Source organism: Kosakonia sp. YIM B13588 (assembly GCF_042788165.1).
GTDB lineage: Bacteria > Pseudomonadota > Gammaproteobacteria > Enterobacterales > Enterobacteriaceae > Kosakonia > Kosakonia sacchari.
Map to the genome: position 1 here is coordinate 182,731 of NZ_JBHZPO010000004.1, position 26,771 is coordinate 209,501.

Consider the following 26,771-nt stretch of genomic DNA (forward strand, 5'->3'; position numbering starts at 1 on the left):
GCATGCCGCACCACGCAGGATTGTCGCAACACTGGCAAACGGTATTTTCTCGTCTGCCGGAATCGCTCACCGCGCAGCCATTGAGCGCGCAGGCGCAGTCAGTGCTCACTTTTAGTGATTTTGTTCAGGGCAGCATCATCGCGCATCCTGAGTGGCTGGCAGAGCTTGAAAGCGCGCCACCGCCGGCGAACGAATGGCAACACTATGCGCAATGGCTGCAAGCGGCGCTGGATGGCGTCACTGATGAAGTCTCGCTGATGCGCGCGCTGCGGCTGTTTCGCCGTCGCATCATGGTGCGCATCGCCTGGAGCCAGGCGTTACAGTTGGTGGCGGAAGAGGATATCCTGCAACAGCTTAGCGTGCTGGCGGAAACCCTGATCGTCGCCGCGCGCGACTGGCTTTATGACGCCTGCTGCCGTGAGTGGGGAACGCCGAGCAATCCACAAGGCGTGGCGCAGCCGATGCTGGTACTCGGCATGGGCAAACTGGGGGGCGGCGAACTCAATTTCTCATCCGATATCGATTTGATTTTCGCCTGGCCGGAAAATGGCGCAACGCGCGGCGGACGCCGTGAACTGGATAACGCGCAATTTTTCACTCGCCTTGGTCAACGGCTGATTAAAGTCCTCGACCAGCCAACGCAGGATGGCTTTGTCTACCGCGTCGATATGCGCTTGCGCCCGTTTGGCGACAGCGGCCCGCTGGTGCTGAGTTTTGCCGCGCTGGAAGATTACTACCAGGAGCAGGGGCGCGACTGGGAACGCTACGCGATGGTGAAAGCGCGCATTATGGGCGATAACGACGGCGACCATGCGCGGGAGTTGCGCGCAATGCTGCGCCCGTTTGTTTTCCGCCGTTATATCGACTTCAGCGTGATCCAGTCCCTGCGTAACATGAAAGGCATGATTGCTCGCGAAGTGCGTCGCCGTGGCCTGAAGGACAACATTAAGCTCGGCGCGGGCGGGATCCGCGAAATTGAATTTATCGTCCAGGTTTTCCAGCTGATTCGCGGCGGTCGCGAACCTGCGCTGCAATCGCGTTCGCTGTTGCCGACGCTTACTGCGATTGATCAACTGCATCTGCTGCCGGAGGGCGACGCGACACGGCTGCGCGAGGCGTATTTGTGGCTGCGACGGCTGGAGAACCTGCTGCAAAGCATCAATGACGAACAGACACAGACGCTGCCGGGCGATGAACTGAATCGCGCGCGTCTCGCCTGGGGAATGGGCAAAGAGAGCTGGCAAGCGCTCTGCGAAACGCTGGATGCGCATATGTCGGCGGTGCGTCAGATATTTAACGATCTGATTGGCGATGATGAAACGGATTCGCCGGAAGATGCCCTTTCTGAGAGCTGGCGCGAATTGTGGCAGGATGCGTTGCAGGAGGAGGATTCCACGCCCGTGCTGGGGCATCTCTCAGAGGACGATCGTCGCCGCGTGGTGGCGCTGATTGCCGATTTTCGCAAAGAGCTGGATAAACGCACCATTGGCCCGCGCGGGCGGCAAGTGCTCGATCACTTAATGCCGCATCTGCTCAGCGATGTATGCTCGCGCGACGATGCGCCAGTACCGCTGTCGCGCCTGACGCCACTGCTCACCGGAATTATTACCCGCACCACTTACCTTGAGCTGCTAAGTGAATTTCCCGGCGCACTGAAACACCTCATTTCCCTGTGTGCCGCGTCGCCGATGGTTGCCAGTCAGCTGGCGCGCTACCCGATCCTGCTTGATGAATTGCTCGACCCGAATACGCTCTATCAACCGACGGCGATGAATGCCTATCGCGATGAGCTGCGCCAATACCTGCTGCGCGTGCCGGAAGATGATGAAGAGCAACAGCTTGAGGCGCTGCGGCAGTTTAAGCAGGCGCAGTTGCTGCGCGTGGCGGCGGCGGATATTGCCGGTACGTTGCCCGTAATGAAAGTGAGCGATCACTTAACCTGGCTGGCGGAAGCGATTATTGATGCGGTGGTGCAGCAAGCCTGGGGGCAAATGGTGGCGCGTTATGGCCAGCCAACGCATCTGCACGATCGCGAAGGGCGCGGTTTTGCGGTGGTCGGTTATGGCAAGCTGGGCGGCTGGGAGCTGGGTTACAGCTCCGATCTGGATCTGGTATTCCTGCACGACTGCCCGATGGATGTGATGACCGATGGCGAGCGTGAAATCGATGGTCGCCAGTTCTATTTGCGTCTCGCGCAGCGCGTGATGCACCTGTTTAGCACGCGCACGTCGTCCGGCATCCTTTATGAAGTTGATGCGCGTCTGCGTCCATCTGGCGCTGCGGGGATGCTGGTCACTACTACGGAATCGTTCGCCGATTACCAGCAAAACGAAGCCTGGACGTGGGAACATCAGGCGCTGGCCCGTGCGCGCGTGGTGTACGGCGATCCGCAACTGACCGCCGAATTTGACGCCATTCGCCGCGATATTCTGATGACGCCTCGCGACGGCGCAACGCTGCAAACCGACGTGCGAGAAATGCGCGAGAAAATGCGTGCCCATCTTGGCAACAAGCATAAAGACCGCTTCGATCTGAAAGCCGATGAAGGCGGTATCACCGACATCGAGTTTATCGCCCAATATCTGGTGCTGCGCTTTGCCCATGACAAGCCGAAACTGACGCGCTGGTCGGATAATGTGCGCATTCTCGAAGGGCTGGCGCAAAACGGCATCATGGAGGAGCAGGAAGCGCAGGCATTGACGCTGGCGTACACCACATTGCGTGATGAGCTGCACCACCTGGCGCTGCAAGAGTTGCCGGGACATGTGCCGCTCTCCTGTTTTGTCGCCGAGCGTGCGCTTATCAAAACCAGCTGGGACAAGTGGCTGGTGGAACCGTGCGCCCCGGCGTAAGTGTGGTATCATCGCGCGCAAATTTTGTATCTCTCAGGAGACAGGAATGAAAGTGACGCTGCCAGAGTTTAAGCAAGCCGGTGTAATGGTGGTGGGTGATGTGATGCTGGATCGTTACTGGTATGGCCCAACCAGCCGTATCTCTCCGGAAGCGCCAGTCCCGGTTGTTAAAGTCGATACCATTGAAGAGCGACCGGGCGGCGCGGCAAACGTGGCAATGAACATTGCCTCGCTGGGCGCCACGGCGCGTCTGGTTGGCCTGACTGGCATTGACGATGCGGCGCGCGCGCTGAGCAAAGCGCTGGCGGATGTTAACGTTAAATGTGACTTCGTTTCTGTTCCGACGCATCCAACCATCACTAAGCTGCGCGTGCTGTCGCGTAACCAGCAGTTGATTCGCCTGGACTTTGAAGAGGGTTTTGAAGGAGTCGATCCGCAACCGATGCATGAACGCATCAGCCAGGCGCTTGGCAATATTGGCGCGCTGGTGCTGTCGGATTACGCCAAAGGGGCGCTGGCAAGTGTTCAGCAGATGATCGCACTGGCACGCAAAGCCGGTGTGCCGGTGCTTATCGATCCGAAAGGCACGGATTTTGAACGCTATCGCGGTGCCACACTGTTGACCCCGAATCTGTCTGAGTTTGAAGCGGTGGCCGGGAAGTGCAAAAGCGAAGACGAGATCGTGGAACGCGGTATGAAAGTGATTGCCGATTACGAACTCTCTGCGCTGCTGGTTACCCGTTCCGAGCAAGGAATGACGCTGCTGCAGCCGGGCAAAGCGCCGCTGCATATGCCGACCCAGGCGCAGGAAGTGTATGACGTGACCGGTGCGGGCGATACGGTGATTGGTGTGCTGGCGGCGACGCTGGCGGCCGGGAATTCGCTGGAAGAGGCGTGCTATTTCGCCAACGCGGCCGCAGGCGTGGTGGTCGGTAAACTTGGTACCTCAACCGTGTCGCCAATCGAGCTTGAAAATGCCGTGCGTGGCCGTGCGGAAACCGGCTTCGGTGTGATGACGGAAGATGAACTGAAAGTCGCTGTCGCTGCGGCGCGTAAGCGCGGCGAGAAAGTGGTGATGACCAACGGCGTATTCGACATTCTGCATGCCGGGCATGTCTCTTATCTGGCGAATGCGCGCAAACTGGGCGATCGCCTGATTGTTGCGGTTAACAGTGACGCGTCCACCAAACGCTTGAAAGGGGAAACCCGTCCGGTGAACCCGCTTGAGCAGCGCATGATTGTGCTGAGCGCGCTGGAAGCGGTGGACTGGGTAGTGTCGTTTGAAGAGGATACGCCGCAGCGCCTGATTGCCGGGATCCTGCCGGATCTACTGGTGAAAGGCGGGGATTACAAACCCGAACAGATCGCGGGCAGCGAAGAGGTGTGGGCCAACGGCGGCGAAGTGCTGGTGCTCAACTTTGAAGACGGTTGCTCCACCACCAACATCATCAAAAAGATCCAGAAAGACAGCCAATAACGGCGCTGCTGGTGAAGGATGAAAAAGAAAAAGCCCTCTTTATGAGGGCTTTTTACTATTGTTCATCAACCGGTGGAATGGCGGGAGCCGGTTTCACTTCGGTGACGTTGCCGCTGCTGCGGCTTTCCAGTTCGCTGAGGCGCTGTTCCAGCAACGCCAGCTTTTCGCGGGTGCGCAGCAGAACTTGCGTCTGCACGTCAAACTCTTCGCGGCTGACCAGATCGAGGCGGGTTAACTGCGATTGCAGCGTCTGGCGGATTTTCTTTTCAACGTCTTCCCCAAACTCACGGATCCCTTTCGGCATGGATTCGTGAACCTGTCGCGCAATCTGTTCAATTTTCTTCGGATCAATCATTTTGGGGTCCCTGTTCGGATAGGTTCATTGGGTTATTGTAGTGTGATAACCCCAGGTGATAAACCAGAATTGTTTGAAGCTTATGCATTGCCGAAGATTATCAATGGCGTTATAGTTATCCCGCTTATTCTCAGGGCGGGGCGAAATTCCCCACCGGCGGTAAATCAGCGCATGCTGAAAGCCCGCGAGCGCTTCAGGTTAACGTCTGAAGGTCAGCAGATCCGGTGTAATTCCGGGGCCGACGGTTAAAGTCCGGATGGGAGAGAGTAACGAATCTGTCGGGCAATGACGCCCGCTCGCGTTATTTTTTTGCCGCATTGCGACACTCCTAAGACTGCCCTGATTCTGGTAACCATAACTTTATTGAGGTCTTTTACCATGAATCAGACGCTGCTTTCTTCTTTTGGCACGCCTTTCCAACGTATTGAACACGCTCTTGCCGCGCTGCGCGAAGGCCGTGGTGTGATGGTGCTCGATGACGAGAACCGCGAAAACGAAGGCGACATGATTTTCGCCGCCGAAACCATGACCGTTGAGCAGATGGCGCTGACCATTCGCCACGGTAGCGGTATTGTTTGCCTGTGCCTGACCGACGAACGCCGTAAACAACTCGATCTGCCAATGATGGTTGAGAACAACACCAGCGCATTTGGCACCGGTTTTACTGTGACCATTGAAGCGGCGCACGGCGTAACCACCGGCGTTTCGGCGGCTGACCGTATTACTACTGTTCGTGCGGCGATTGCCGATGGTGCAAAACCGTCCGATCTGAACCGTCCTGGCCACGTGTTCCCACTGCGCGCGCAGCCGGGGGGCGTGCTGACCCGTGGTGGTCACACAGAAGCGACTATCGATTTAGTGACGCTGGCGGGCTTCAAACCAGCGGGTGTGCTGTGTGAATTAACCAATGACGATGGCTCGATGGCGCGCGCCCCGGAATGCATCGCGTTTGCGAAACAGCACAATATGGCGGTAGTGACGATTGAAGACCTGGTGGCTTATCGCCAGGAGCATGAGCGTAAAGCCAGCTAATATTCAAACTTATCCATAAAAATCCGCAGCTTTTAGCTGCGGATTTTTTTTGCCTGTTCTGCATCAAAGTTTGGCGCGCTTCTGGTCATCACGCATTGAAAATCCAGAGTTCTACTTATAAAGTGGTAAGCGCTGCGGCGAGTATTAAAAGGGATTTGAGATTTTTCTAACTCGTTCAATTTAAGTGGCTTTGTGATTAATTTGTGAAGCAATTTTTGCCGAATATATGACGGAGGCAATGTGTTCATTTCCTGGTATTGGATTGTGGCTGTTGTTTTGATTGTCCTGGGTTATATCCACGTGCTTAAACGTAATTGCAAAGCCTGCCGCCATGATCGGGAAGCGATATATAAAGGCTATTTACGCGTGGTAGAGGAGTTAAAAAAACGTCGGCGCGTTGGGCAGGGCGATTAATACACCGCTGCCCGCAATCACCTGGCTTAACCGCCAAACCCCATCGCCTGTAGCGCTACCAGGCTTAATCCCATCACCGACATGCCGCACAGCACGCCGTAGCTGGGATTGTTATTGGGATCGATCTCTTTTGCCAGCGGCATCAGCTCATCGACCGACAGCGCCACCATGATCCCGGCGACCGCCGCCATAATCGCCGCCATCACTACCGGCGAGACCAGGCTTCCCAGAATCAGCCACGCCAGCACGCCGCCAAGGATTTCCGCCATTCCGGAGATGCCCGCCCAGAATACCGCACTGCGTTTTGACCCGGTCGCCGCATACACCGGCCCGGCAACCGCCAGCCCTTCAGGAATATTGTGTAACGCGACCGCAAAGGCGATGCCAAAGCCGAGTTCCAGGTCGTTACTGGCGGTAACGTAAGTGGCGATCCCTTCAGGGAAGTTATGCAGGCTGATACCGAGCGTCAGCAAAATAGCGGTACGGCGAATGCCGCGCGGAAAAGTTTGCTGTGTGCCCTGCATTAAATCTTGCGGATGCGCGTGCGGTAGCATGCGATCCAGCGCGAAATAGCCCAGCAAGCCGACCACAAACATGCCGTAGCCGAGCATGGGCGACATATTTTCCGTTGCCAGCGCGGCGGGCAACATCTCCATTAGCGAGATAAGCAGCATGATCCCGGCGGCAAAACCGAGCGAAAACGCCAGTACGCGGTTTGAGGGCTTCTGGCCGATAACACCAAGAAGCGCGCCAATAAATGTCGCCGCGCCTGCCAGGATGGTCAGAATCAAAGGTACTGACATAGCTTACTCCTTTATGATAATCATTCTCATTAATCTAAGTTTTTGTTGCAGGAAAAGCGAGACGGGTTGGCGATCTTTACGCATTCCTTACATTCAAAATTACTGATGATCTTCATCATGGTTATCTGAGTTCTTCACCCGCTGAAAAAGCGTAATCTACGTTTATCAAATAGACACACTCAGTAAGGATATCACCATGTCAGCACCTCGCATGCCTGCACTGTTTTTGGGCCACGGCAGCCCAATGAATGTGCTGGAAGATAACGTTTATACTCGCGCCTGGCGCGCTCTGGGCGAGACGCTGCCACGCCCGAAAGCGATTGTGGTGGTATCCGCGCACTGGTTTACTCGCGGAACTGGTGTCACCGCCATGGAAGCGCCGAAAACTATCCATGATTTCGGTGGTTTCCCGCAGGCGTTATACGATACGCATTACCCCGCTCCTGGCTCGCCGGAGCTGGCGCAACGCTTAGTTGAATTGCTCTCACCTGTGCCGGTAACGCTGGATAAAGAAGCCTGGGGGTTTGATCACGGTTCATGGGGCGTGTTGATCAAAATGTACCCGAACGCGGATATTCCGATGGTGCAGCTCAGTATCGACAGCACCAAACCGGCGGCATGGCACTTCGAAATGGGCCGTAAGCTGGCGTCGCTTCGCGATGAAGGCATCATGCTGGTGGCCAGCGGTAACGTGGTGCATAACCTGCGTACTGCGCGCTGGCATGGCGAAAATACCCCGTATCCGTGGGCCATTGCGTTCAATGATTATGTGAAAGAGAACCTGACCTGGCAGGGGCCGAGCGAACAGCATCCGTTGGTCAATTATCTTGACCATGAGGGTGGTTCGCTCTCTAACCCGACGCCGGATCACTTCCTGCCTCTGCTGTATGTGCTTGGCGCATGGGATGGCAAGGAACCTGTGTCGATACCGGTTGATGGTCTCGAGATGGGATCGCTCAGTATGCTCTCGGTCCTGGTTGGCTAAATGAATGGCGCGTTATGCGCCATTTTTTTGCCTGAAAATGGAAAACTTCGAGCAGAGTCGCAAAAAAACGCATCTGAAATACGGTTTTTTTGAAAATAAAAAGAGCTTCGCTACAAAAATGAAACGCTGTGCTGAATTTTTGCTCTTTTTGTGAACACCATCGTCGCAATAACCCACCTGAGTGTCTACGCTTCAGAGTGTCTGATTTTTAGACATACCCATAAAAACAATCCGGTGTAATGCCACGAACATTCTGTTCGCGGCCGGCCTTTTGTGCCTAAAAATTAAACCCTCTGGAGACACGGAAATATGAACTCAGCGAAAACCTTACTGAAAGTCTGTATTAGTTCCGCTCTGCTGTTTATCTCCCACGCCTCTGTCGCCCAAACCTTTCGCGCTGCCGATGTGCACCCTGCCGACTACCCGAACGTGGTGGCAGTAAAACATATGGGGGAAAAGCTCAGTAAGGCGACTGACGGTCGACTGGATATTAAGACCTTTCCAGGCGGCGTATTAGGTGACGAGAAACAAGTTATTGAGCAGGCGCAAATTGGCGCTATTGATATTATTCGTGTCTCTATGACACCAGTGGCGGCGATATTACCGGAGATAAACGTTTTTACACTGCCTTATATTTTCCGCGATGAAGACCATATGCATAAAGTGCTTGATGGCATGATTGGCCAGGAAATTGGTAACCGCCTGTCAGAAAGCAGCAAATCGCGCCTGATCTTCCTGGGCTGGATGGATGCCGGTACGCGTAATCTGATCACCAAAGCGCCTGTCACTAAGCCGGAAGATCTTAAGGGCATGAAGATCCGCGTGCAGGGCAGCCCAATTGCACTCGATACCCTGAAAGCGATGGGCGCTAACTCGGTGGCGATGGGGGTCAGCGAAGTATTCAGCGGAATGCAAACCGGGGTGATTGATGGCACGGAAAATAACCCGCCAACTTTTGTCGCGCACAACTATTTACCGGTCGTCAAAAATTATACCTGGAGTAAGCACTTTATTATTCCCGAGCTGTTTTTGTTCTCAAAAGCCAAATGGGACAAGCTGAAAAAAGAGGATCAGGAATTAATTCTGAAACTGGCTAAAGAGGCACAAGCCGAACAGCGAGAATTGTGGAAAACCTATAACGAAAAATCGCTGGAAGCCATGAAAACGGGCGGTGTGCAATTCCACGACATCGATACCAAAGCGTTTTATGAAGCCACACAACCGGTTCGCGATAAATACGGTAAAGAGCATCAGGAGCTGATTACCCGTATCCAACAAGTGCAATAACTTTTGCCGGGCGGGCGCGCTTTGTGTCCTGCCCATTTGCAACTTTCACCGGGAAAACTGCTATGGCTGAACGCTATTCGTTGTTGATGGATGTTCTTTACCGGATATCGATGTGGATTGCAGGTCTGGCGCTGTTAATTATGGTGGCGATTATTCCGGTGGGCATTTTCGCCCGCTATGTCATGAACAGCGCGTTATCGTGGCCGGAGCCGGTCGCCATTATTTGCATGGTGACCTTTACCTTTATTGGCGCCGCCGTGAGTTACCGCGCGGGGTCGCATATTGCGGTTAACATGGTTACCGATCGTTTAAGTGAACCGCTGCGCAAAGTCTGCTTTGTGTTCGCGGATTTAATGCTGCTGGCGATCAGCGTTTTTATTCTCTGGTACAGCACTGCGTTATGCGCGGAGTTGTGGGAACAGCCGGTCGCCGAATTCCCGCTCTTTACCGCAGGCGAAAGCTATCTACCGCTGCCTGTCGGTTCGGCCATTACCATTTTGTTCATTATCGAAAAAATGCTTTTTGGCGCGCAATATCACCGCCCGGTGGTGATGCTGGGTTCGTCGAGCTAATCCCCGATCACATCCCGTAAGGAACGTTTATGGATGCATTTATTCTGCTCTTTACGCTGGCCATTATGCTGGCGGTGGGTGTACCGGTGGCTTACGCCGTGGGCATTAGCGCGGTGCTGGGTGCGTGGTATATCGATATTCCGCTGGAAGCGGTGATGATCCAGCTGACGAACGGCGTGAACAAGTTCTCGCTGCTGGCGATCCCGTTTTTTATTCTCGCAGGCGCGATCATGGCGGAAGGGGGAATTGCCCGTCGGTTGGTGAATTTCGCCTATATTTTTGTCGGCTTTATCCGCGGCGGACTGTCGTTAGTAAATATTGTCGCTTCCACGTTTTTCGGCGCGATTTCTGGATCGTCCGTGGCAGATACCGCCTCGATCGGTTCAGTGATGATCCCGGAAATGGATAAAAAAGGGTACCCGCGTGATTTTGCTGCCGCGGTCACTGCCAGCGGATCGGTGCAGGCGATCTTAACGCCGCCAAGTCACAACTCGGTGATCTACTCGCTGGCGACGGGCGGTACAGTTTCTATTGCCGCACTCTTTATTGCCGGGATCCTGCCGGGTTTGTTGCTCAGTTTTACACTGATGGTAATGTGCGTGGCATTCGCCCATAAACGCGGTTATCCAAAAGGGGAGCGCGTGCCGTTTCGCCAGGCGTTGAAGATCTTTGTGGATACGCTGTGGGGGTTGATGACCGTGGTGATCATCATGGGCGGCATCTTGTCCGGGATCTTCACTGCGACGGAATCGGCGGCAATCGCCTGCCTGTGGGCCTTTTTCGTCACCATGTTTATTTACCGCGATTACAAATGGTCGGAACTGCCGAAGCTGATGTACCGCACGGTGAAAACGGTGACGATCGTGATGATCCTGATTGGCTTTGCCGCCGCGTTCGGGGCGGTAATGACCTATATGCAATTGCCCGCCCGCATTACGGAAGCCTTCACCCAAATCTCGGATAACAAATACGTTATTTTGATGTGCATTAACATCATGCTGCTGTTGCTCGGCACGCTGATGGATATGGCGCCGCTAATTTTGATCCTGACGCCGGTGCTGCTGCCGGTGACTAATGCGCTGGGGATCGATCCGGTACATTTCGGCATGATCATGCTGGTGAACCTGGGAATTGGATTGATCACCCCGCCTGTCGGTTCGGTGCTGTTTGTCGCCAGTGCGGTCAGTAAGCAGAAGATCGAACAGGTGGTAAAAGCGATGCTGCCTTTTTATGCCGTATTGTTTTTAGTGTTGATATTGGTGACCTATATTCCGGCGATCTCGCTGTTCCTGCCGAAACTGTTTGGCGTGTTGTAAACAATAAAAAAACCCGGCTCAACGGGCCGGGTTTTCTCTTATTCCACAAAGACGTGCGGATAGAAACGGGAGAGATCCTGGGTTATCAATGCGCGATCTTCGCGAATGCCGATCCCGGCGGGTTGATCGTTTATAAGCCAGCTGCCAATCAGCGTATAGCTGTCGCCGAATTTGGGTAGCGGGCAGAACTGCTGCACGATCATGCCTTCTTCGCCGTACGGCCCTTCAACGGCTTCGACCGTTTTGCCGTTTTCAATGATCGACACATTGGCGCCTTCGCGGGAGAAAATGGGTTTAACAACGTATTTTTCCATCTCCGGGTGCGCGTCTTCGGCAAAATAAGCCGGCAACAGGTTCGGATGATCCGGGAACATTTCCCACAACATCGGCAACAGTGCTTTGTTGGAAATAATGCTTTTCCAGGCGGGTTCCAGCCAGCGTACGCCTGCGTCTTCCAGCTTGGTAGAGAACATTTCGCGCAGCATATATTCCCACGGATAGAGCTTAAACAGGTTACCAATCACCTGGTCTTGCAAATCCGTGAACTGGCCTTTTTCCCCGAGACCGATATCTTCGATATAAAGGAATTCAGACGCCAGCTCTGCTTCTGCCGCACAATCCTGCAAATACTGCACTGTACCGCGATCTTCGACCGTATCGCGACAGCAGGTAAAATGCAGCAGCTGAAAACCGTGCTGCTCACGCAACTCGGCAAAGCGCTCAATCAGCTTCTCTTGCAGGCTATTAAACTGATCGCTGCCTTGCGGCAGGTTGCCGGCATTGAGCTGATCTTCCAGCCAAATCCACTGGAAGAACGCTGCTTCATACAGCGAAGTCGGCGTATCAGCATTATTTTCCAGCAGCTTGGGTTCGCCCACGCCATCCCAGGCGAGATCGAGGCGCGAATACAAAGAGGGCTGATGCGTGGCCCATGACTGGCGCACAAAACTCCAGGTGTGCTTAGGAATGCGAAACTTCGCCATCAGCTCATCGCTGGCAACGACTTGCTCAACCACCTTCAGGCACATCTGATGCAATTCTGCGGTCACGTCTTCCAGCTTCTCGACCTGCGCAAGCGTCAGCTTGTAATAGGCATCCTCACACCAGTAGGGCTCGCCGTACATGGTGTGAAAATTGAAACCGTACTCGGTGGCTTTTTCGCGCCAGTCCGGGCGCTCGGTAATACTGATTCTTTCCATGGCGCTTAGCCGCCCATTGAACGGGTGGTTGTACCGCTGGCGCTACGCTGCATGGTGCTCTGCTTCGCCACAGACTCACCAAAGCCGCCGCGCGTTACCGTGGTGGTGGTCGCCGGTTTCGGCGCCATCGCCGTTTTCGGTACGTTCATGGTACGGCCAGGCTGCGCTGCACCGTAACCTTTACCGGAAGCATCGGTGTACTGACCATAAGCAGGGCTTGCCGGGTTACGCGAGCTGAATAACGGCTGCTGTGCAAAGCCCGCGCCGCCGCCCATCATCCGACCCATCATGTAACCAGCCATTAGCGGCATCCAGAAGCTGCCGCTGGACTGCGCCTGTGCCTGGTTTTCCGGCGCTACGCCTGCCTGCACCGGTGCTGCCTGGCACTGACCTTCACCGAACTCGGCGACGCAATCTTCACGCGTGGCATATTTCGGTGCGGTACGCTCGGCTTCTTTCAGCGCGTTGTTATACGCGGTGGTACATTCCGCGCTTTTCCCCGGGTTTGCCGATGAGCAATCATCCGCGTTTTGATACAGGGAAACTGTCTCGTCATTTTTTTCACAACCCGCCAGCATAAAAACGGCGGTAACCGCCAGCGCGACAGGCGTCAGATGGCGCGCGCTCCAGTTTTTGCGGAACGTCGCGTGTTGGATGTTTTTTGTCCGTTTCATTGTAATATTCCTGGACCCCAAAGGTATAAGTAAACGGTCAGGATAGAGGATGCGGGGGGGAAGTTAAAGCAAGGAGGGGAGGCCTTTACGTTGCCTTACGTAAAAATGGGGGCTTGATGCCCCCGTTGTCGAAAAGTACTGCTTAACGTTTCACGCTGGTGCGTGCTGCGGCAGGTTGTGCGTTGCCGTTGAAGTTATCAACGCTGGCTGCCTGCTGTGCATTTTCAGGCGCGACGCTTTCCGGTGCGGTATCGACCGGTTTACCCAGCGTACTGTTCAGCGCCAGCAGATCCTGCTCGTTCAACGAACCCAGCGCGGATTTAATATTCAATTGGTTGATCAGGTAATTGTAACGCGCGCTGGAGAGCTGCTGCTTGGCGTTATACAACGTGGTGGTCGCGTCCAGCACATCGACGATAGTACGCGTACCCACGGAGTAACCCGCTTCCATCGCATCCAGAGAACTCTGGGCAGAAACCACCGCCTGTTTGTAGGCGTTGATGCTGCTGATAGAGGCGTTCACGTTGTTAAAAGAGGAACGCACGGTCTGCACCACGTTGCGGTGCGCGCTTTCCAGTTGTTCGCTCGCGCCAACAAAGTTGTACTGCGCCTGTTTCACCTGCGAACTTACCTGGCCACCCTGATACAGCGGCAGGGAGAAGCTCAGACCCACTTTATTCTGGCCGGCGTCAACATCCGGGTTTTGCGCGCTTTTTGAACCGCTGTAAGAGGTGTTAGAGACACCTGTTGAGGCGGTTAAATTGAGCGTTGGCAAATGACCATCTTGCGCCTGGCGAATTTGCTCGCGGGCCAGATCCTGGCTCAAACGCGCCTGCAGCAGCGTCAGGTTACGGTTTTCCGCTTCCTTCAGCAGCGCATTAACGGCTTGCGGTTTATCGGTCTTGAAGTTGTCGACGTTCAGCGAAGCCAGTTGCGGGTAGTAATTACCGGTGACCTGACGCAGCGCTTCCACCATATTGTCGAGGTTGTTGCGCGCGGTCACTTCGTTCGCCAGTACGGTGTCGTACTGCGAGCGGGCGTTTTGCACATCGGTGATGGCGACCAGGCCGACGTTAAAGCGTTGGGTTGTTTGATCCAACTGACGGTAGATCGACTGTTTCTGTGCTTCGGTGTAGGAAAGCGTATCAATGGCGCTCAGTACGTTGAAATAGGCGGTAGCCGTATTCAAAATCAACGTTTGCTGATCGGTCTGCCAGGTGACGTCCTGAATACCGGCGGTTTTTTCCTGCAGCGTCAGGGCGCGCCATTTCGACATATCAAAAATGGTTTGCGTTAACTGCAAGGATGCGCTGGTGACATTCGAATTGACGCCTTTGCTGTCACGGTAGCCATTGGAATAGTCATAATCTGCACCCAAACCAAGCTGAGGCAGTAACGGGCTACGCGCTTCGTTAATCTTTTCAAAAGCAGCATCGCGGTCAGCGGCGGATTTACGCAGATCCGGGTTGCTTAAACGCGCCTGCTGATAAACCTGTAACAGGTTTTCTGCCTGGCTCATGGCGCTGAAGCCGGTCAGGCTCAGGCCGATAAGGAGGGGGAGCAATTTCTTCATTTGCATTCCTTGTTGTGAAGCAGTATTAGCGCTGGTCTAAATTAGAAAAAATAATCGCCGATTCTACCAGATAGTGGCACCGCTTAAGCTTGGCGTAACGTGCCATCGGCGTAAATATGCATCAATCTATCACATAGCACTTGAAACGATAGCTATACAGGCTTGAAATCTACTGTTTTGTCATTATTTCAAAAGAGATGCCGCCCATGAGTAAGCCAGTAACATCCGCAGTGACTTTCACAAAAAACGATGTAGAAATTATTGCACGGGAAACACTCTATAGCGGTTTTTTTTCGCTCGATCTATACCGCTTTCGCCACCGTTTATTCAATGGCGAAATGAGCGGTGAAGTTCGCCGTGAAATTTTTGAACGCGGTCATGCCGCAGTCTTGCTACCCTTTGACCCAGTGCGCGACGAAGTTGTGCTGATCGAACAGATCCGCATTGCGGCGTTTGATACCAGCGAAACCCCATGGTTACTCGAAATGGTGGCCGGCATGATTGAAGAGGGCGAAAGCGATGAAGATGTTGTGCGTCGCGAAGCCATCGAAGAGGCCGGTCTGCACGTTGGTCGTGTGAAAAGAATGTTGAGTTATTTGGCAAGCCCCGGCGGCACCAGCGAGCGTTCTGCCGTGTTGGTGGGCGAAGTGGATGCCACGCAGGCCTCGGGTATTCATGGTCTGGTGGATGAAAACGAAGATATTCGTGTTCATGTGGTGAGCCGGGAACAGGCTTACCAGTGGGTAGAAGAGGGGAAAATCGACAACGCAGCGTCTGTCATTGCCCTGCAATGGCTGCAACTGCATCATGGGAGCTTACGAAACGAGTGGAAAAAATGAAGCGTTATACACCTGACTTCCCAGAAATGATGCGCCTGTGCGAAACCAATTTCGCCCAGTTGCGCCGCTTGCTGCCGCGTAATGACGTAGCGGGCGAAACGGTGAGCTATCAGGTGACCAACGCGCAGTACCGGTTAACGATAGTCGAGTCCACCCGCTACACCACGCTTGTGGAAATTGAGCAGACCGCGCCATCGATTAGTTACTGGAGCTTGCCGTCAATGACGGTGCGCCTTTATCACGACGCGATGGTGGCTGAAGTGTGTTCGAGTCAGCAGATCTTTCGTTTCAAAGCGCGTTATGATTATCCGAATAAAAAGTTGCATCAACGCGACGAAAAGCATCAAATTAACCAGTTTCTGGCCGATTGGCTGCGTTACTGTTTAGCACATGGAGCAATGGCGATTCCGGTTTGTTAGCGTCGTGAAACCTAAGGACACCATTTGGAAAGCCTGTTAAACCTCTCTCTGGCGGGTGAGCCCAGAGTGAGGGTATTACAAATAACTGATTCTCACCTGTTTGCCGAAAAGCATGAAACGTTGTTAGGGGTGAATACCTGGGAAAGCTATCAGGCAGTACTGGAGGCTATCCGCTCTCAGCAGCGTGAATGCGATCTTATTGTCGCCACCGGCGACCTGGCACAGGACCATACCGCTGCGGCTTATCAGCTTTTCGCTGATGGTATCGCAAGCTTTGACGCGCCTTGCGTTTGGCTGCCTGGTAACCACGATTTCCAGCCCGCCATGTACAGCGCGCTGCAGGATGCGGGGATCTCGCCGGCGAAACGCGTTTTTATCGGCGATCACTGGCAAATTCTGCTGCTGGATAGCCAGGTCTTTGGCGTACCACACGGTGAATTGAGCGAGTTCCAGCTCGACTGGCTGGAGAAGAAACTCACCGACAGCCCGCAGCGCCACACCTTATTGCTGCTCCATCACCATCCACTCCCTTCCGGCTGCAGTTGGCTCGATCAACACAGCCTGCGTAACGCGGGTGAGCTGGATAACGTATTACAGCGTTTTCCGCAGGTGCGGTATCTGTTGTGCGGGCATATTCACCAGGAGCTGGATCTCGACTGGAACGGCCGCCGTCTGCTGGCGACGCCATCAACCTGCGTCCAGTTTAAACCGCACTGCGCTAACTTCACGCTTGATACCATCGCGCCCGGCTGGCGCTGGCTGGATCTCTACCCGGACGGAACGTTGCACACAGAAGTTTGCCGTCTGGAAAGCACCCAGTTCAGGCCGGATACCGCTTCAGAAGGTTACTGATGTCCACGCTTCTTTATCTGCACGGGTTTAATAGTTCGCCGCGTTCCGCTAAGGCGACGCTGCTTTCGCAATGGCTGGCGCAGCATCACCCGGAGATCAACGTGATTGTGCCGCAACTGCCGCCTTACCCCGCTGCGGCGGCAGAATTGCTGGAGTCACTGGTGCTGGCGCAGGGCGGAAAACAGCTTGGTATCGTCGGCTCTTCGCTCGGGGGCTATTACGCCACCTGGCTTTCGCAATGTTTCATGTTGCCTGCGGTGGTGGTGAATCCGGCGGTGCGACCGTTTGAATTGCTGGCAGATTATCTTGGCAATAACGAGAACCCCTACACAGGGCAGCAATATGTGCTAGAGTCTCGCCATATTTACGAGCTCAAAGTGATGCAAGTTGACCCGCTCGAAGCGCCGGATTTAATCTGGCTGCTACAACAAACCGGGGACGAAGTGCTGGATTACCGCCAGGCGGTGGCATATTACGATGCCTGCCGTCAGACAGTGGAAGAGGGCGGAAACCATGCCTTTGTGGGCTTTGAGAATCATTTCACACAGATTATCGATTTCCTTGGGCTGCATTGAGCCATCAAGGAAACGATGCGGTCACTATCTACGAACAAACCATGACGCAATCCTATAACGCTGATGCCATAGAGGTACTCACCGGGCTTGAGCCGGTTCGCCGCCGTCCGGGGATGTACACCGATACCACGCGCCCTAACCACCTGGGCCAGGAAGTTATTGATAACAGCGTCGATGAAGCGCTGGCGGGCCACGCTAAGCGCGTGGACGTGATCCTGCACGCCGATCAGTCGCTGGAAGTTATCGATGACGGGCGCGGTATGCCGGTGGATATCCACCCGGAAGAGGGTGTTCCGGCCGTTGAGCTGATCCTCTGTCGTCTGCACGCCGGCGGTAAATTCTCCAATAAAAACTACCAGTTCTCTGGTGGTTTGCACGGCGTTGGCATCTCGGTGGTTAACGCCTTGTCCCGCCGCGTGGAAGTGACTGTCAAACGTGACGGCCAGGTCTATAGCATCGCGTTTGAAAACGGTGAAAAAGTGCAGGATCTGCAAGTGATCGGCACCTGCGGTAAACGCAATACCGGCACCAGTGTGCATTTCTGGCCGGATGAATCCTTCTTTGATAGCCCGCGTTTTTCCGTTTCCCGTTTGACGCATCTGCTGAAAGCCAAAGCCGTTCTTTGCCCGGGGGTTGAGATCACCTTTAAAGATGAGGTGAACAACGCCGAGCAGCGCTGGTGCTACCAGGACGGCCTGAACGATTATTTGTGCGAAGCGGTTAATGGCCTGCCGACGCTGCCGGAGAAACCGTTTATCGGCAATTTCTCTGCTGAAACGGAAGCGGTAGATTGGGCCCTGCTGTGGCTGCCGGAAGGCGGCGAGCTGCTGACGGAAAGCTATGTCAACCTGATCCCCACCATGCAAGGCGGCACGCACGTTAACGGCCTGCGTCAGGGGTTGCTGGACGCAATGCGCGAATTCTGCGAATACCGCAATATTCTGCCGCGCGGCGTGAAGCTTTCAGCGGAAGATATCTGGGATCGCTGCGCTTATGTGCTGTCGGTGAAGATGCAGGATCCGCAGTTCGCCGGGCAGACCAAAGAGCGATTATCTTCTCGTCAGTGCGCCGCGTTTGTTTCTGGCGTGGTGAAAGACGCATTCAGCCTGTGGCTGAACCAGAATATTCAAACGGCGGAACTGCTGGCGGAGATGGCCATCTCCAGCGCCCAGCGGCGTATGCGGGCCGCCAAAAAAGTGGTGCGCAAAAAGCTGACCAGCGGCCCGGCGTTGCCTGGTAAGCTGGCGGATTGTACCGCGCAGGATCTGAGCCGCACCGAACTGTTCCTCGTGGAAGGTGACTCGGCGGGCGGCTCCGCGAAACAGGCGCGCGATCGTGAATACCAGGCGATCATGCCGCTAAAAGGCAAGATCCTGAACACCTGGGAAGTCTCTTCCGATGAAGTGCTGGCCTCGCAAGAAGTACACGACATTTCGGTGGCGATCGGTATCGATCCAGACAGCGACGATCTGAGCCAACTGCGTTACGGCAAGATCTGTATTCTCGCGGATGCGGATTCCGATGGCTTGCACATCGCCACACTGCTTTGCGCATTGTTTGTAAAGCACTTCCGCGCGCTGGTGAAAAACGGCCACGTTCATGTGGCGCTGCCGCCGTTGTACCGTATCGACCTCGGCAAAGAGGTTTATTACGCGCTCACGGAAGAGGAAAAAACCGGTGTGCTGGAGCAGTTAAAACGCAAAAAGGGCAAACCGAACGTGCAGCGCTTTAAAGGGCTGGGCGAAATGAACCCGATGCAGTTGCGTGAAACCACGCTTGATCCGAATACCCGCCGCCTTGTGCAACTGGTGATCAGCGACGAAGACGAACAGCAGACCAACGCAATGATGGATATGTTGCTGGCGAAGAAGCGTTCAGAAGATCGCCGCAACTGGCTACAAGAAAAAGGCGACATGGCGGATATTGAAGCCTGATAAGCACCGTTGCAAAACAAAAAAGGGATGCTTAATGCATCCTTTTTTGTTTTGGTGCTATCAGCGACTTGCGATGACCTAAGAATTATCTTAAGGTTTTTGTTAGTCGATAGGGCAGCGATGAAGGACGCAATATGAACCATATGGATGAGTTAATTCTCAAGTTAAAAGATAATGTTAAACAAGCCAACAGCAGCCAGCAAAATAGCTTTGCGTATATCATCGGTAATAATGGTTCGGGGAAAAGCCGGGCATTAAGAGATATTGCAAAAAAAATAGCAGCAGACCATGGTGACGCAAAAATATTGTGTGTTGCCAATACAGTTTATGACAGGTTTCAAGGTCTTAAAGATAAGCGTATTATTTATCTTGGTATGAGGAACGTCAACAACGCTATCTTTTATGCGAGTATCGGCCGGCAGTTAGCTACCTATTTGACTGCGCCAACGCTTGTGAAAGAACAGCTTGAGAAAATTGAAAAAAATATGCAATTAAAATTCAAGCTTTCAATCACAGAGCAAGGTAAGAAGTATACTGAAGTATTAGATCGCAGGAGAGAGAAAACCAGCATTGATAAAATTATATCCGCTGAGGATGGGAAAAATGTTGAAGCACTTTTTGGCAGTGAACATTTTATTTCTGATTTAAAGCCAGAGCAATCAAAATTCTTGAATACTTTCTTATCGTTAAGGCCAAAAAATATTAAAGTGTTGCTAGAGATGCAACATGGGCAGTACGATTTTGGTGAGTTGAGCAGCGGTGAACAAACCAAGATTTTGACCAGTTTGAAGATCGCACTCAATGCGGAAGATAATTGTGTCATCTTAATTGATGAACCTGAAATCAGTTATCATCTGCACTGGCAAATGACTTTTCACAACGATCTGGAAGAGCTTCTTTCCCGGAATAAAGGTATCTACTGTATTATCGCAACACACTCCCCGGTTGTGGTATCAGAAGCTATGCGACAGAAAAAAACCGATGCAGTTATTATAATGGATAAAGGAAATGAAACATCACCGATTATCTATAAAGATTCCCATGAAATTGCCAAAGAATCTTATGATCGAGTCATTCTCGATTATTTTTATACTTCGCCCTATCGCTCTACTTTTGTGGAGGAGGAAATTGCCAGAACTGTGACAAGCTTGACTCCCGATTCAAGTTCTGCACAGGTTAATGAGGCGGTTGCCAGTCTGAAAAAAATAAAAGAAAAGGTGCAAGGCCTTGGAGGGAAAGAGGGATTAATAAAACAGGCTATTGATATAATTGAAAATATGAAAGAGTGGAATGACTCTATTGCTAATAGGGTGGTAAGCGATAGAGAGAGTCGAGGTGATGATTATGTTGAATAATATAGCGATCACTCAGGATGAGAAAGATATAATAATAAGATTGCAGGCGCTGTTAGCCAGTAATACTCTGAAGCCTTCTGAGGTTTGGACTTGTTTTTCTCTCCCTAAGCGTGAACAATCTTTTTTTTCTGGGCGTCAAAAAAACAAAGTCCAAAAGAAAGAAATATTCACGACGCAGGAGATTAACTGTTTAAAAGAGTTAAAGAAACGTCTGGTTGCCGACTTGCTAAAACATAGTAATAAGCGATGCTGTTATTGCAAGCGTAGTGTTGGCCGTTACGGGAGAAGTTTGCAAATTGAGCATATACGAGGAAAAACATTAAACCCTTCGCAGATGTTTGTCCTCGATAATCTGACCATGGCATGTGTGGATTGTAATCAAACTAAAAGCCATGCCATCGATAAGAATAATATTTCTCACACTATTATTGACCCAAAATCAGCCAATTTTGTTTACACCAATCATTTAAATTATATTCAGATCTCCAGCGCTGATTTTCATTATTTAAAATATAAATGGGTTGATAACTCACTCGGCAAAAACACCTATGAAAAACTCGATTTCCCGTTTCTTGAAAATATGGAAGTACTGGCCAATATTAGCCCCAGAACGGGCGAGTTGATTGACCGGCTGGATCAGAGTATTGCAGAATTTATTGGGCGACCTGAAGCTGAAGACGTTGCTGAATTTATGATGGTGTTAAAGAGAAGAATAATCAGGCAACCCTGATACCTACCTGCTCCAGTTTATCGTGGTGAAGCCGGTATCCAGTTCGCTTCCCGGATGGCGTGACAGAACCATACCTTAGTAAAAAACACAGTCGGTAAAAGTCAGCGCGGTTTAGCGCGAAGAGTTTTTCCTGTATTGCAGCGGCGTTTCGCCAATGCCTTTCTTAAACGCGCTGATAAAGTAAGTCACATCTGAAAAGCCCACTTCGCTGGCGATATGATGAATGGCCAGCGCACTATGCAGTAGCAAGTCGCACGCTTTGCGCAAGCGCAAAGTGTTCAGATACTGGTGAATAGGTTCGCCGGTCTCAAAATGGAAACGGCGCGAGACATAGCTGCGGGATTTGCCCAACTCCTGCGCCAGCCGCGCAAGGCTGAATTTCTGCCGGTAGTTCTCCTCCAGCCAGAACATCACCGGGGTAGCAATGCCGTTGCGTTCATCCGGCAATTTCTGCTTGTCTTCCGGCAACATACTCAACAGATTAAGCAACAAACAGGCGACTTGTTCGCCATTCAGACTGTGGTTCTCGGCAAGCCTCGCGTAGCTGCTAAACAGGTGGTCGATATGCGGGTGAATAGCCGCGACATCCATCACCACCGCCGCGCCACCGCGTAACGCGAGAAGTTGCAAACGCTGGTGATTGTGCGGGAACGCGCGCAGGTTTTGCAGCACGGCGTGGTGATCAACATGAATAATGGTGCGTCGATAAATGGCCTGTGCTTGCTCATCCACCATCACTTTATGGATGGTGAAAGGCGGAAAGAAAAAGAGTCGACCAGGCCGCATGGTGTACTGGCGGTTATCAACCATAACCACGCCAAAACCCTCTTCAACGTACAGCACCTCCAGACACTGGTGCCAGTGGTGATAACGCACGGTGTTGGCGAAAAGTCGGCTAAACGACACCACCGCATCGTTTAAGGTGATCAACTCAAGTCGTTCGTTCTGTAATGGCGTCGTCATAGTGCAACCCATCTCAATTTTTACCCCGCAAGATACATTTATAAACCACGGTTTTAAATTTTCTCAACAGAGGGTTCAGGCAAAGCGTGCCGATGTGACAAAGCTAACATTTCCGGCGGTTGTTCATTAACTATCCTTCAGCCACACCATGAAGGAGAGAACGCTATGCAGGCGGCGGAAGTGAAAACATCAAATCCATTGTCATCCCGCGACGATGTGGTCGGCGCGTTGAAGCAGATGCTGGCGGCGCTGGATAAACAGTTTCCGGAAGGGGCGTCGCATTTCTCGCTGGGAGCCACCAGCGCGCATTACAGCGATGCGATTGCCGAAATGGAAGGGCTGTCCCGCGCGCTGTGGGGGTTGTTTCCATTAATGGCAGGCGGCGATGCAGAACCCTTCAGTCACAAGTATCTGGCTGCGATCAAACGCGGTGTCGATCCGCAAAGCGCGGGCTACTGGGGAGCAACGGAACCCTACGATCAACGGCTGGTGGAGATGGCGGCTTACGGTCTGGGGCTGGCGCTGCTGGGCGATAAATTTACCGCCTTGCTGGGCGAAGCTGATGTCCACAATCTGCACCAGTGGCTGAACCAGATCACCGACGCGCAGATGCCTGACAGCAACTGGAATTTTTTCGCCATCATGGTGCAGCTCGGTTTTAAACGTGCCGGATTACCCTGGGATGCCGCAGCCATTGAACGGCGCTTTAGCATGATGGATGCCTATTACCTTGGCGACGGCTGGTATTCCGATGGTCCTGGCCGGCCAAAAGATTACTACATCTCAATGGCATTTCATTTTTACGGGCTGATTTACGCCACGCTGAACGCAGAAGACGATGCAGCGCGCGCGGCGATTCTCCATGAGCGGGCAACGCTTTTTGCCGAAGATTTTATCTATATGTCAGCGGCGGAGGGCGAATCTGTTCCGTTTGGCCGCAGCCTGACTTACCGCTTTGCGATGGTGGCATTCTGGAGTGCGGTTGCCTTTTCCGGGCTGGAAGTATTTTCTCCAGGCGTGGTGAAAGGGGTTGTCCTGCGCCATCTGCGCTGGTGGTTACAGCAGCCGATTTTCGATCGCGACGGCATTTTAACGCTTGGTTTCGCCTACCCGAACCTTGCGATGTGTGAAGACTACAATTCACCTGGCTCGCCGTACTGGGCGCTGAAAGTTTTTCTGATCCTGGCGCTGCCGCACTCACACGAATTCTGGCAAGCGCCAGAGCTGCCGCTGCCTGCGCTAAACACGCAGCGTACGATTGCACCTGCCGGGCAGATTATTGTCCACAGCGATCGCTCGCGGCATGTCTGGATGCTCACCGCCGGACAACTGGAGCTGAACAATTACGTCAATACCGAGGCGAAATACACAAAGTTTGCTTACTCAAGCCGTTTTGGTTTCACCATCGAACGCGGGCGTTATGGAATTAAACACGCCGCTTGCGACTCGATGCTTTTGCTCAGCGAAGGGGATAATTACTTTCGCGGCCGCCGTGAGTGCGACGAGGTGATTGTGACAGAACAGGCGATTTTCTCGCGCTGGTCGCCATGGTCAGACGTGCATATCGCAAGCTGGCTTATTCCGTGCGGCGACTGGCACCTGCGCGTGCATCGTATTGATTCGGCTCGCCATTTACAAAGCGTAGAGGGTGGATTCGCCGTGCTGAAAGCGCCGCACCGCGACGCGCAGGGCGGTAGCCTGGTGAGCGCGGAAAATGGCGTCAGCGGCATCTTTGAATTACTTGCCACCGCGCCGCGGGAAGCCGACAGCGTGGTCACACCGCCTAACAGCAGCATTATGTTTTCCCCTTGCGCGTCAATTCCGGTGCTGCGTGGAGACATTGCGCCGGGCAGGCAGTGGCAGGCCTGTGCCGTTCAGGCGGCTATTACGGAGCAGGCTTTTGATTTCGTCTTACCGCAGTTGCACATCGAAGAACAGGCGCTGGTGATTAAAAAACCGGGGCAGAAAAATAATATTGTTATTGCCTTTTAATTCCCGGCTACGGCCGGGCTATGAACTCTGAACCCTACATGCTTTCGTCGAGGATAGTATGGAAAAGATCGCGATAAATAATAAAACCGAATATTACAAAATCAGTAGCTTTATCTTTCTCTATTTTTTTACCTGGTCTGCAAGTATCGGCCTGCTGGCTATCTGGTTAGGACAAAAAGCCAATCTTAGCGGTACGGTTATTGGCACAGTATTCGCTATTAACGGGATCTTTTCCGTTATTTTGAAACCGATTTACGGTTACATTCTGGATAAAATAGGCATGAGCAAATACTTGCTCTATTTTGTGGTGCTGATGTCAGCATTAATGGCACCGTTTTTTATCTACGTTTATCAACCGTTATTAATTTCAAATACCCTGCTGGGCATTATTGTTGGCGCTATCTATTTAAGTTTTGCCTGGTATGCGGGTGTCGCCGCCTGTGAATCTTATACCGACCGCTACAGCCGCTTAAACGGCATGGAGTTTGGCCAAATCAGGATGTGGGGCTCGCTCGGTTGGGCGGTAGCGTCCTCGTTCTCCGGCCTGCTGTTTAACCTCTCACCGGCGTATAACTTCATCATGGGATCGGTCGCGTCGCTTATCATGCTGGCGGTGCTGCTGAGCCTGAAAGTCAACGTTAACGCCGCCAACGCCAGCGAGGTGCTGACCAAAGAGAAAATCGCCCCGGCGGATGTCTACGCGCTGCTGCGTAACCGCAAATTCTGGGCATTTTGTCTGTACGTTGCCGGTGTGGCGTGGATGATGTTTATCGCCGAGCAGCAATTCTCCCGCTATTTCGTCACCTTCTTTGATGACGTTCATCAGGGCAACGCGGTGTTTGGTTACCTGGGCACGGTGCAGTCCGGCATGGAATTCGTCATGTATATGGTGATCCCGCTGTTTGTGAATTTCATCGGCGCGAAACGCGGGTTACTAATTGTCGGGTTGGCGGTGGGCGCGCGGTTGATTATTTCCGGACTATGCGAGTCTCATCTGCTTATTTCAGTATTAAAACCGTTATATGGTCTTGAGATTTGCCTGCTGCTGGTATCGGTATTTAAATACATTGCTGAACATTTCGATAAACGCGTTAATGCCACCATGTATTTATTGGGTTACCAGGCAATGTTATATGTCGGTAACGTCGTGGTCTCTTCCCCGGCCGGTATTTTGTATGACCGCATCGGCTTTGAAAATACCTATATTATTATGGGCTGCGTGGCACTGACCTTCACATTAATTTCCCTGTTTACGTTATCGGCTTGCCAAAGTAAATGGCGTCAGCATAGCGCACTGGATATCGCGGGAAATAACTAACGCGTTAACGGCTATTTTAAATTACGCACCAACAAGGAACCGAAATATGTTAAGTAAAATCGTTGAGGAAACGTTACGTGATTATCCCGGCGCACCTGTGGATGCGCAGGTATTTAAAGATGAACTTGATTCTGCGCGTAGCCATACCCTTGAACTGATTCGCCGTCATTTAACGGAATTCGGAGAACACTTTCCTGCCGAAACCTGTGTGCAGGGTTATTACCCGTTAACCGACAATGTCGAGTGGACCACCAGTTTCTGGACCGGGCAGCTTTGGCTGGCGTGGGAAATGAGTGGCGATGAGCAGTTCCGCGCGCTGGCAGAGCGCCATGTGCGCTCATTCGGCCTGCGCATTGCCGGGCGCAGCGACACCAACACCCACGATCTCGGCTTCTTATATACGCTTTCGTGCGTGGCAAGCTGGCGGCTGACCGGCAATCGCGATGCGCGCGGTTTCGCCCTGCTGGCGGCAGAAGCGCTGCTGGAGCGCTTCCATCACAAGGCGCAGATTATCCAGGCGTGGGGCGATCTGCGCGATCCTGAACAAGCCGGGCGGATGATCATCGACTGCAATATGAACCTGCCGCTGCTCTACTGGGCGACAGAACAGACCGGGGAGCGGCGCTTTGCCGATGCGGCGCAAGCCCATGTGCGGCAGGCGGCGAAATACCTGATTCGCGAAGATGCCTCCACGTTTCACACGTACTATATGGATATCAACACCGGTGCGCCGCGTTACGGCAATACGCAGCAGGGCTACGCGGATGATTCCTGCTGGTCGCGCGGGCAGGCGTGGGGGATTTACGGTTTTCTGCTGAGCTTTATCTACACTGGCGATCAAGAGATGGTGGCGCTGTCGAAACGGCTGGCGAACTACTTTCTCAACCGCTTGCCGGAAGATGCGGTGTGCCACTGGGATCTGGCGCTGGTCGGCACCGATGCGTTGCGCGATTCGTCATCGGCGGCGATTGCCGTCTGCGGGCTACTGGAGCTGGTTAAGCATCTGCCCGTTACCGATCCGGACAGAGAACGCTACCAGCAGTGGGCAATGCGTATTATGTCATCGCTTAATAAGCACTATCTGGCGGGGAAAAACGAACCGACTAACGGGCTGCTGAAACATTCCGTATATCATCTGGCGAGCAATAAGGGCGTTGATGAGTGTAGTAGCTGGGGGGATTACTTCTATGTGGAAGCGCTGATGCGCTTTTCGCAGAGCTGGAAACTCTACTGGTAAAAGCAGTGTCCCTCTCTG

Annotated in this window: 23 protein-coding genes and 1 riboswitch; of the genes, 17 read left to right on the forward strand and 6 right to left on the reverse strand. The window is 53.0% G+C overall.

The genetic code is table 11. The features are described from left to right. Positions 1-2: 2 nt before the first annotated feature. On the forward strand, positions 3-2,852 hold the full coding sequence (gene glnE, locus ACFX4U_RS09970; protein ID WP_313511218.1) for a bifunctional [glutamate--ammonia ligase]-adenylyl-L-tyrosine phosphorylase/[glutamate--ammonia-ligase] adenylyltransferase: 2,850 nt from the start codon (positions 3-5) through the stop codon (positions 2,850-2,852). A gap of 46 nt (positions 2,853-2,898) precedes the next feature. Next, a complete protein-coding gene (gene hldE / locus ACFX4U_RS09975) occupies positions 2,899-4,329 on the forward strand; it encodes a bifunctional D-glycero-beta-D-manno-heptose-7-phosphate kinase/D-glycero-beta-D-manno-heptose 1-phosphate adenylyltransferase HldE (protein WP_305734951.1) in 1,431 nt (476 codons plus the stop codon). A gap of 55 nt (positions 4,330-4,384) precedes the next feature. On the opposite strand, the gene ubiK is transcribed toward hldE, so the two are convergent. After that, positions 4,385-4,684 (reverse strand): ubiquinone biosynthesis accessory factor UbiK, encoded by a 300-nt coding sequence (ubiK, locus tag ACFX4U_RS09980; protein ID WP_020455298.1) that lies wholly within the window; start codon positions 4,682-4,684, stop codon positions 4,385-4,387. Between the two features lie 122 nt (positions 4,685-4,806). Next, a riboswitch (FMN riboswitch) is annotated at positions 4,807-4,956 on the forward strand. Positions 4,957-5,062: 106 nt separating this feature from the next. Between ubiK and ribB the strand changes: the two genes are divergently transcribed. After that, entirely contained in the window at positions 5,063-5,716 is a 654-nt protein-coding gene (ribB, locus tag ACFX4U_RS09985; RefSeq protein WP_020455297.1) for a 3,4-dihydroxy-2-butanone-4-phosphate synthase, read from the forward strand. A gap of 440 nt (positions 5,717-6,156) precedes the next feature. On the opposite strand, the gene zupT is transcribed toward ribB, so the two are convergent. After that, on the reverse strand, positions 6,157-6,933 hold the full coding sequence (gene zupT, locus ACFX4U_RS09990) for a zinc transporter ZupT (protein WP_017457446.1): 777 nt from the start codon (positions 6,931-6,933) through the stop codon (positions 6,157-6,159). Between the two features lie 196 nt (positions 6,934-7,129). Between zupT and ygiD the strand changes: the two genes are divergently transcribed. From ygiD to ACFX4U_RS10010, 4 genes are all read left to right on the forward strand, one after another. Further along, positions 7,130-7,918 (forward strand): 4,5-DOPA dioxygenase extradiol, encoded by a 789-nt coding sequence (gene ygiD / locus ACFX4U_RS09995; protein WP_313509798.1) that lies wholly within the window; start codon positions 7,130-7,132, stop codon positions 7,916-7,918. A gap of 309 nt (positions 7,919-8,227) precedes the next feature. After that, complete coding sequence (locus ACFX4U_RS10000; RefSeq protein WP_017457449.1) at positions 8,228-9,205, forward strand: TRAP transporter substrate-binding protein; 978 nt, start codon at positions 8,228-8,230, stop codon at positions 9,203-9,205. A gap of 62 nt (positions 9,206-9,267) precedes the next feature. Beyond that, entirely contained in the window at positions 9,268-9,777 is a 510-nt protein-coding gene (locus ACFX4U_RS10005; protein WP_313509800.1) for a TRAP transporter small permease, read from the forward strand. A 29-nt stretch (positions 9,778-9,806) separates the two neighbouring features. Continuing rightward, the gene (locus tag ACFX4U_RS10010) at positions 9,807-11,093 is read left to right on the forward strand and encodes a TRAP transporter large permease (RefSeq protein WP_305734956.1); all 1,287 of its coding nucleotides are present in this window, start codon (positions 9,807-9,809) and stop codon (positions 11,091-11,093) included. Between the two features lie 38 nt (positions 11,094-11,131). On the opposite strand, the gene ACFX4U_RS10015 is transcribed toward ACFX4U_RS10010, so the two are convergent. From ACFX4U_RS10015 to tolC, 3 genes are all read right to left on the reverse strand, one after another. Beyond that, entirely contained in the window at positions 11,132-12,292 is a 1,161-nt protein-coding gene (locus tag ACFX4U_RS10015; protein WP_313509803.1) for a glutathionylspermidine synthase family protein, read from the reverse strand. A 5-nt stretch (positions 12,293-12,297) separates the two neighbouring features. Continuing rightward, positions 12,298-12,966, reverse strand: coding sequence for a DUF1190 family protein (locus tag ACFX4U_RS10020; protein WP_313509806.1), 669 nt, complete (start codon positions 12,964-12,966; stop codon positions 12,298-12,300). Positions 12,967-13,108: 142 nt separating this feature from the next. Further along, positions 13,109-14,539 (reverse strand): outer membrane channel protein TolC, encoded by a 1,431-nt coding sequence (tolC, locus tag ACFX4U_RS10025; protein ID WP_017457454.1) that lies wholly within the window; start codon positions 14,537-14,539, stop codon positions 13,109-13,111. A 206-nt stretch (positions 14,540-14,745) separates the two neighbouring features. On the opposite strand from tolC, the gene nudF reads away from it, so the two are divergent. From nudF to ACFX4U_RS10060, 7 genes are all read left to right on the forward strand, one after another. Then, entirely contained in the window at positions 14,746-15,378 is a 633-nt protein-coding gene (nudF, locus tag ACFX4U_RS10030; RefSeq protein WP_313509809.1) for an ADP-ribose diphosphatase, read from the forward strand. Beyond that, the gene (locus ACFX4U_RS10035) at positions 15,375-15,797 is read left to right on the forward strand and encodes a DUF1249 family protein (RefSeq protein ID WP_017457456.1); all 423 of its coding nucleotides are present in this window, start codon (positions 15,375-15,377) and stop codon (positions 15,795-15,797) included. Before nudF ends, ACFX4U_RS10035 begins: the two co-directional genes overlap by 4 nt. A gap of 24 nt (positions 15,798-15,821) precedes the next feature. Continuing rightward, positions 15,822-16,649 (forward strand): 3',5'-cyclic-AMP phosphodiesterase, encoded by an 828-nt coding sequence (cpdA, locus tag ACFX4U_RS10040; protein ID WP_017457457.1) that lies wholly within the window; start codon positions 15,822-15,824, stop codon positions 16,647-16,649. Continuing rightward, positions 16,649-17,224, forward strand: coding sequence for an esterase YqiA (gene yqiA, locus ACFX4U_RS10045; RefSeq protein WP_020455283.1), 576 nt, complete (start codon positions 16,649-16,651; stop codon positions 17,222-17,224). Before cpdA ends, yqiA begins: the two co-directional genes overlap by 1 nt. Positions 17,225-17,265: 41 nt before the next feature. Next, positions 17,266-19,158, forward strand: coding sequence for a DNA topoisomerase IV subunit B (parE, locus tag ACFX4U_RS10050; protein WP_017457459.1), 1,893 nt, complete (start codon positions 17,266-17,268; stop codon positions 19,156-19,158). Between the two features lie 134 nt (positions 19,159-19,292). Next, entirely contained in the window at positions 19,293-20,513 is a 1,221-nt protein-coding gene (locus ACFX4U_RS10055; protein ID WP_313509811.1) for an AAA family ATPase, read from the forward strand. Then, positions 20,503-21,243, forward strand: a complete 741-nt coding sequence (locus ACFX4U_RS10060; protein WP_313509813.1) for an HNH endonuclease — start codon at positions 20,503-20,505, stop codon at positions 21,241-21,243. Before ACFX4U_RS10055 ends, ACFX4U_RS10060 begins: the two co-directional genes overlap by 11 nt. Positions 21,244-21,354: 111 nt before the next feature. Here ACFX4U_RS10060 and ACFX4U_RS10065 read toward each other — a convergent pair whose 3' ends face one another. Next, on the reverse strand, positions 21,355-22,206 hold the full coding sequence (locus ACFX4U_RS10065; protein ID WP_313509815.1) for an AraC family transcriptional regulator: 852 nt from the start codon (positions 22,204-22,206) through the stop codon (positions 21,355-21,357). A gap of 165 nt (positions 22,207-22,371) precedes the next feature. Between ACFX4U_RS10065 and ACFX4U_RS10070 the strand changes: the two genes are divergently transcribed. From ACFX4U_RS10070 to ACFX4U_RS10080, 3 genes are read left to right on the forward strand one after another with little or no spacing between them, the layout of a single operon-like run. After that, a complete protein-coding gene (locus ACFX4U_RS10070) occupies positions 22,372-24,198 on the forward strand; it encodes a DUF2264 domain-containing protein (protein ID WP_313509816.1) in 1,827 nt (608 codons plus the stop codon). Between the two features lie 58 nt (positions 24,199-24,256). Further along, a complete protein-coding gene (locus tag ACFX4U_RS10075) occupies positions 24,257-25,516 on the forward strand; it encodes an oligosaccharide MFS transporter (protein ID WP_313509818.1) in 1,260 nt (419 codons plus the stop codon). Between the two features lie 46 nt (positions 25,517-25,562). After that, positions 25,563-26,753, forward strand: a complete 1,191-nt coding sequence (locus ACFX4U_RS10080; protein WP_313509820.1) for a glycoside hydrolase family 88 protein — start codon at positions 25,563-25,565, stop codon at positions 26,751-26,753. The last annotated feature ends 18 nt before the right edge of the window (positions 26,754-26,771 follow it).

Bases quoted from the DNA above. Each gene is read 5' to 3' on its own strand.
- glnE (WP_313511218.1), top strand. From the start codon at position 3: ATGCCGCACCACGCAGGATTGTCGCAACACTGGCAAACGGTATTTTCT.
- hldE (WP_305734951.1), top strand. From the start codon at position 2,899: ATGAAAGTGACGCTGCCAGAGTTTAAGCAAGCCGGTGTAATGGTGGTG.
- ubiK (WP_020455298.1), bottom strand. From the start codon at position 4,684: ATGATTGATCCGAAGAAAATTGAACAGATTGCGCGACAGGTTCACGAA.
- ribB (WP_020455297.1), top strand. From the start codon at position 5,063: ATGAATCAGACGCTGCTTTCTTCTTTTGGCACGCCTTTCCAACGTATT.
- zupT (WP_017457446.1), bottom strand. From the start codon at position 6,933: ATGTCAGTACCTTTGATTCTGACCATCCTGGCAGGCGCGGCGACATTT.
- ygiD (WP_313509798.1), top strand. From the start codon at position 7,130: ATGTCAGCACCTCGCATGCCTGCACTGTTTTTGGGCCACGGCAGCCCA.
- ACFX4U_RS10000 (WP_017457449.1), top strand. From the start codon at position 8,228: ATGAACTCAGCGAAAACCTTACTGAAAGTCTGTATTAGTTCCGCTCTG.
- ACFX4U_RS10005 (WP_313509800.1), top strand. From the start codon at position 9,268: ATGGCTGAACGCTATTCGTTGTTGATGGATGTTCTTTACCGGATATCG.
- ACFX4U_RS10010 (WP_305734956.1), top strand. From the start codon at position 9,807: ATGGATGCATTTATTCTGCTCTTTACGCTGGCCATTATGCTGGCGGTG.
- ACFX4U_RS10015 (WP_313509803.1), bottom strand. From the start codon at position 12,292: ATGGAAAGAATCAGTATTACCGAGCGCCCGGACTGGCGCGAAAAAGCC.
- ACFX4U_RS10020 (WP_313509806.1), bottom strand. From the start codon at position 12,966: ATGAAACGGACAAAAAACATCCAACACGCGACGTTCCGCAAAAACTGG.
- tolC (WP_017457454.1), bottom strand. From the start codon at position 14,539: ATGAAGAAATTGCTCCCCCTCCTTATCGGCCTGAGCCTGACCGGCTTC.
- nudF (WP_313509809.1), top strand. From the start codon at position 14,746: ATGAGTAAGCCAGTAACATCCGCAGTGACTTTCACAAAAAACGATGTA.
- ACFX4U_RS10035 (WP_017457456.1), top strand. From the start codon at position 15,375: ATGAAGCGTTATACACCTGACTTCCCAGAAATGATGCGCCTGTGCGAA.
- yqiA (WP_020455283.1), top strand. From the start codon at position 16,649: ATGTCCACGCTTCTTTATCTGCACGGGTTTAATAGTTCGCCGCGTTCC.
- parE (WP_017457459.1), top strand. From the start codon at position 17,266: ATGACGCAATCCTATAACGCTGATGCCATAGAGGTACTCACCGGGCTT.
- ACFX4U_RS10055 (WP_313509811.1), top strand. From the start codon at position 19,293: ATGAACCATATGGATGAGTTAATTCTCAAGTTAAAAGATAATGTTAAA.
- ACFX4U_RS10060 (WP_313509813.1), top strand. From the start codon at position 20,503: ATGTTGAATAATATAGCGATCACTCAGGATGAGAAAGATATAATAATA.
- ACFX4U_RS10065 (WP_313509815.1), bottom strand. From the start codon at position 22,206: ATGACGACGCCATTACAGAACGAACGACTTGAGTTGATCACCTTAAAC.
- ACFX4U_RS10070 (WP_313509816.1), top strand. From the start codon at position 22,372: ATGCAGGCGGCGGAAGTGAAAACATCAAATCCATTGTCATCCCGCGAC.
- ACFX4U_RS10075 (WP_313509818.1), top strand. From the start codon at position 24,257: ATGGAAAAGATCGCGATAAATAATAAAACCGAATATTACAAAATCAGT.
- ACFX4U_RS10080 (WP_313509820.1), top strand. From the start codon at position 25,563: ATGTTAAGTAAAATCGTTGAGGAAACGTTACGTGATTATCCCGGCGCA.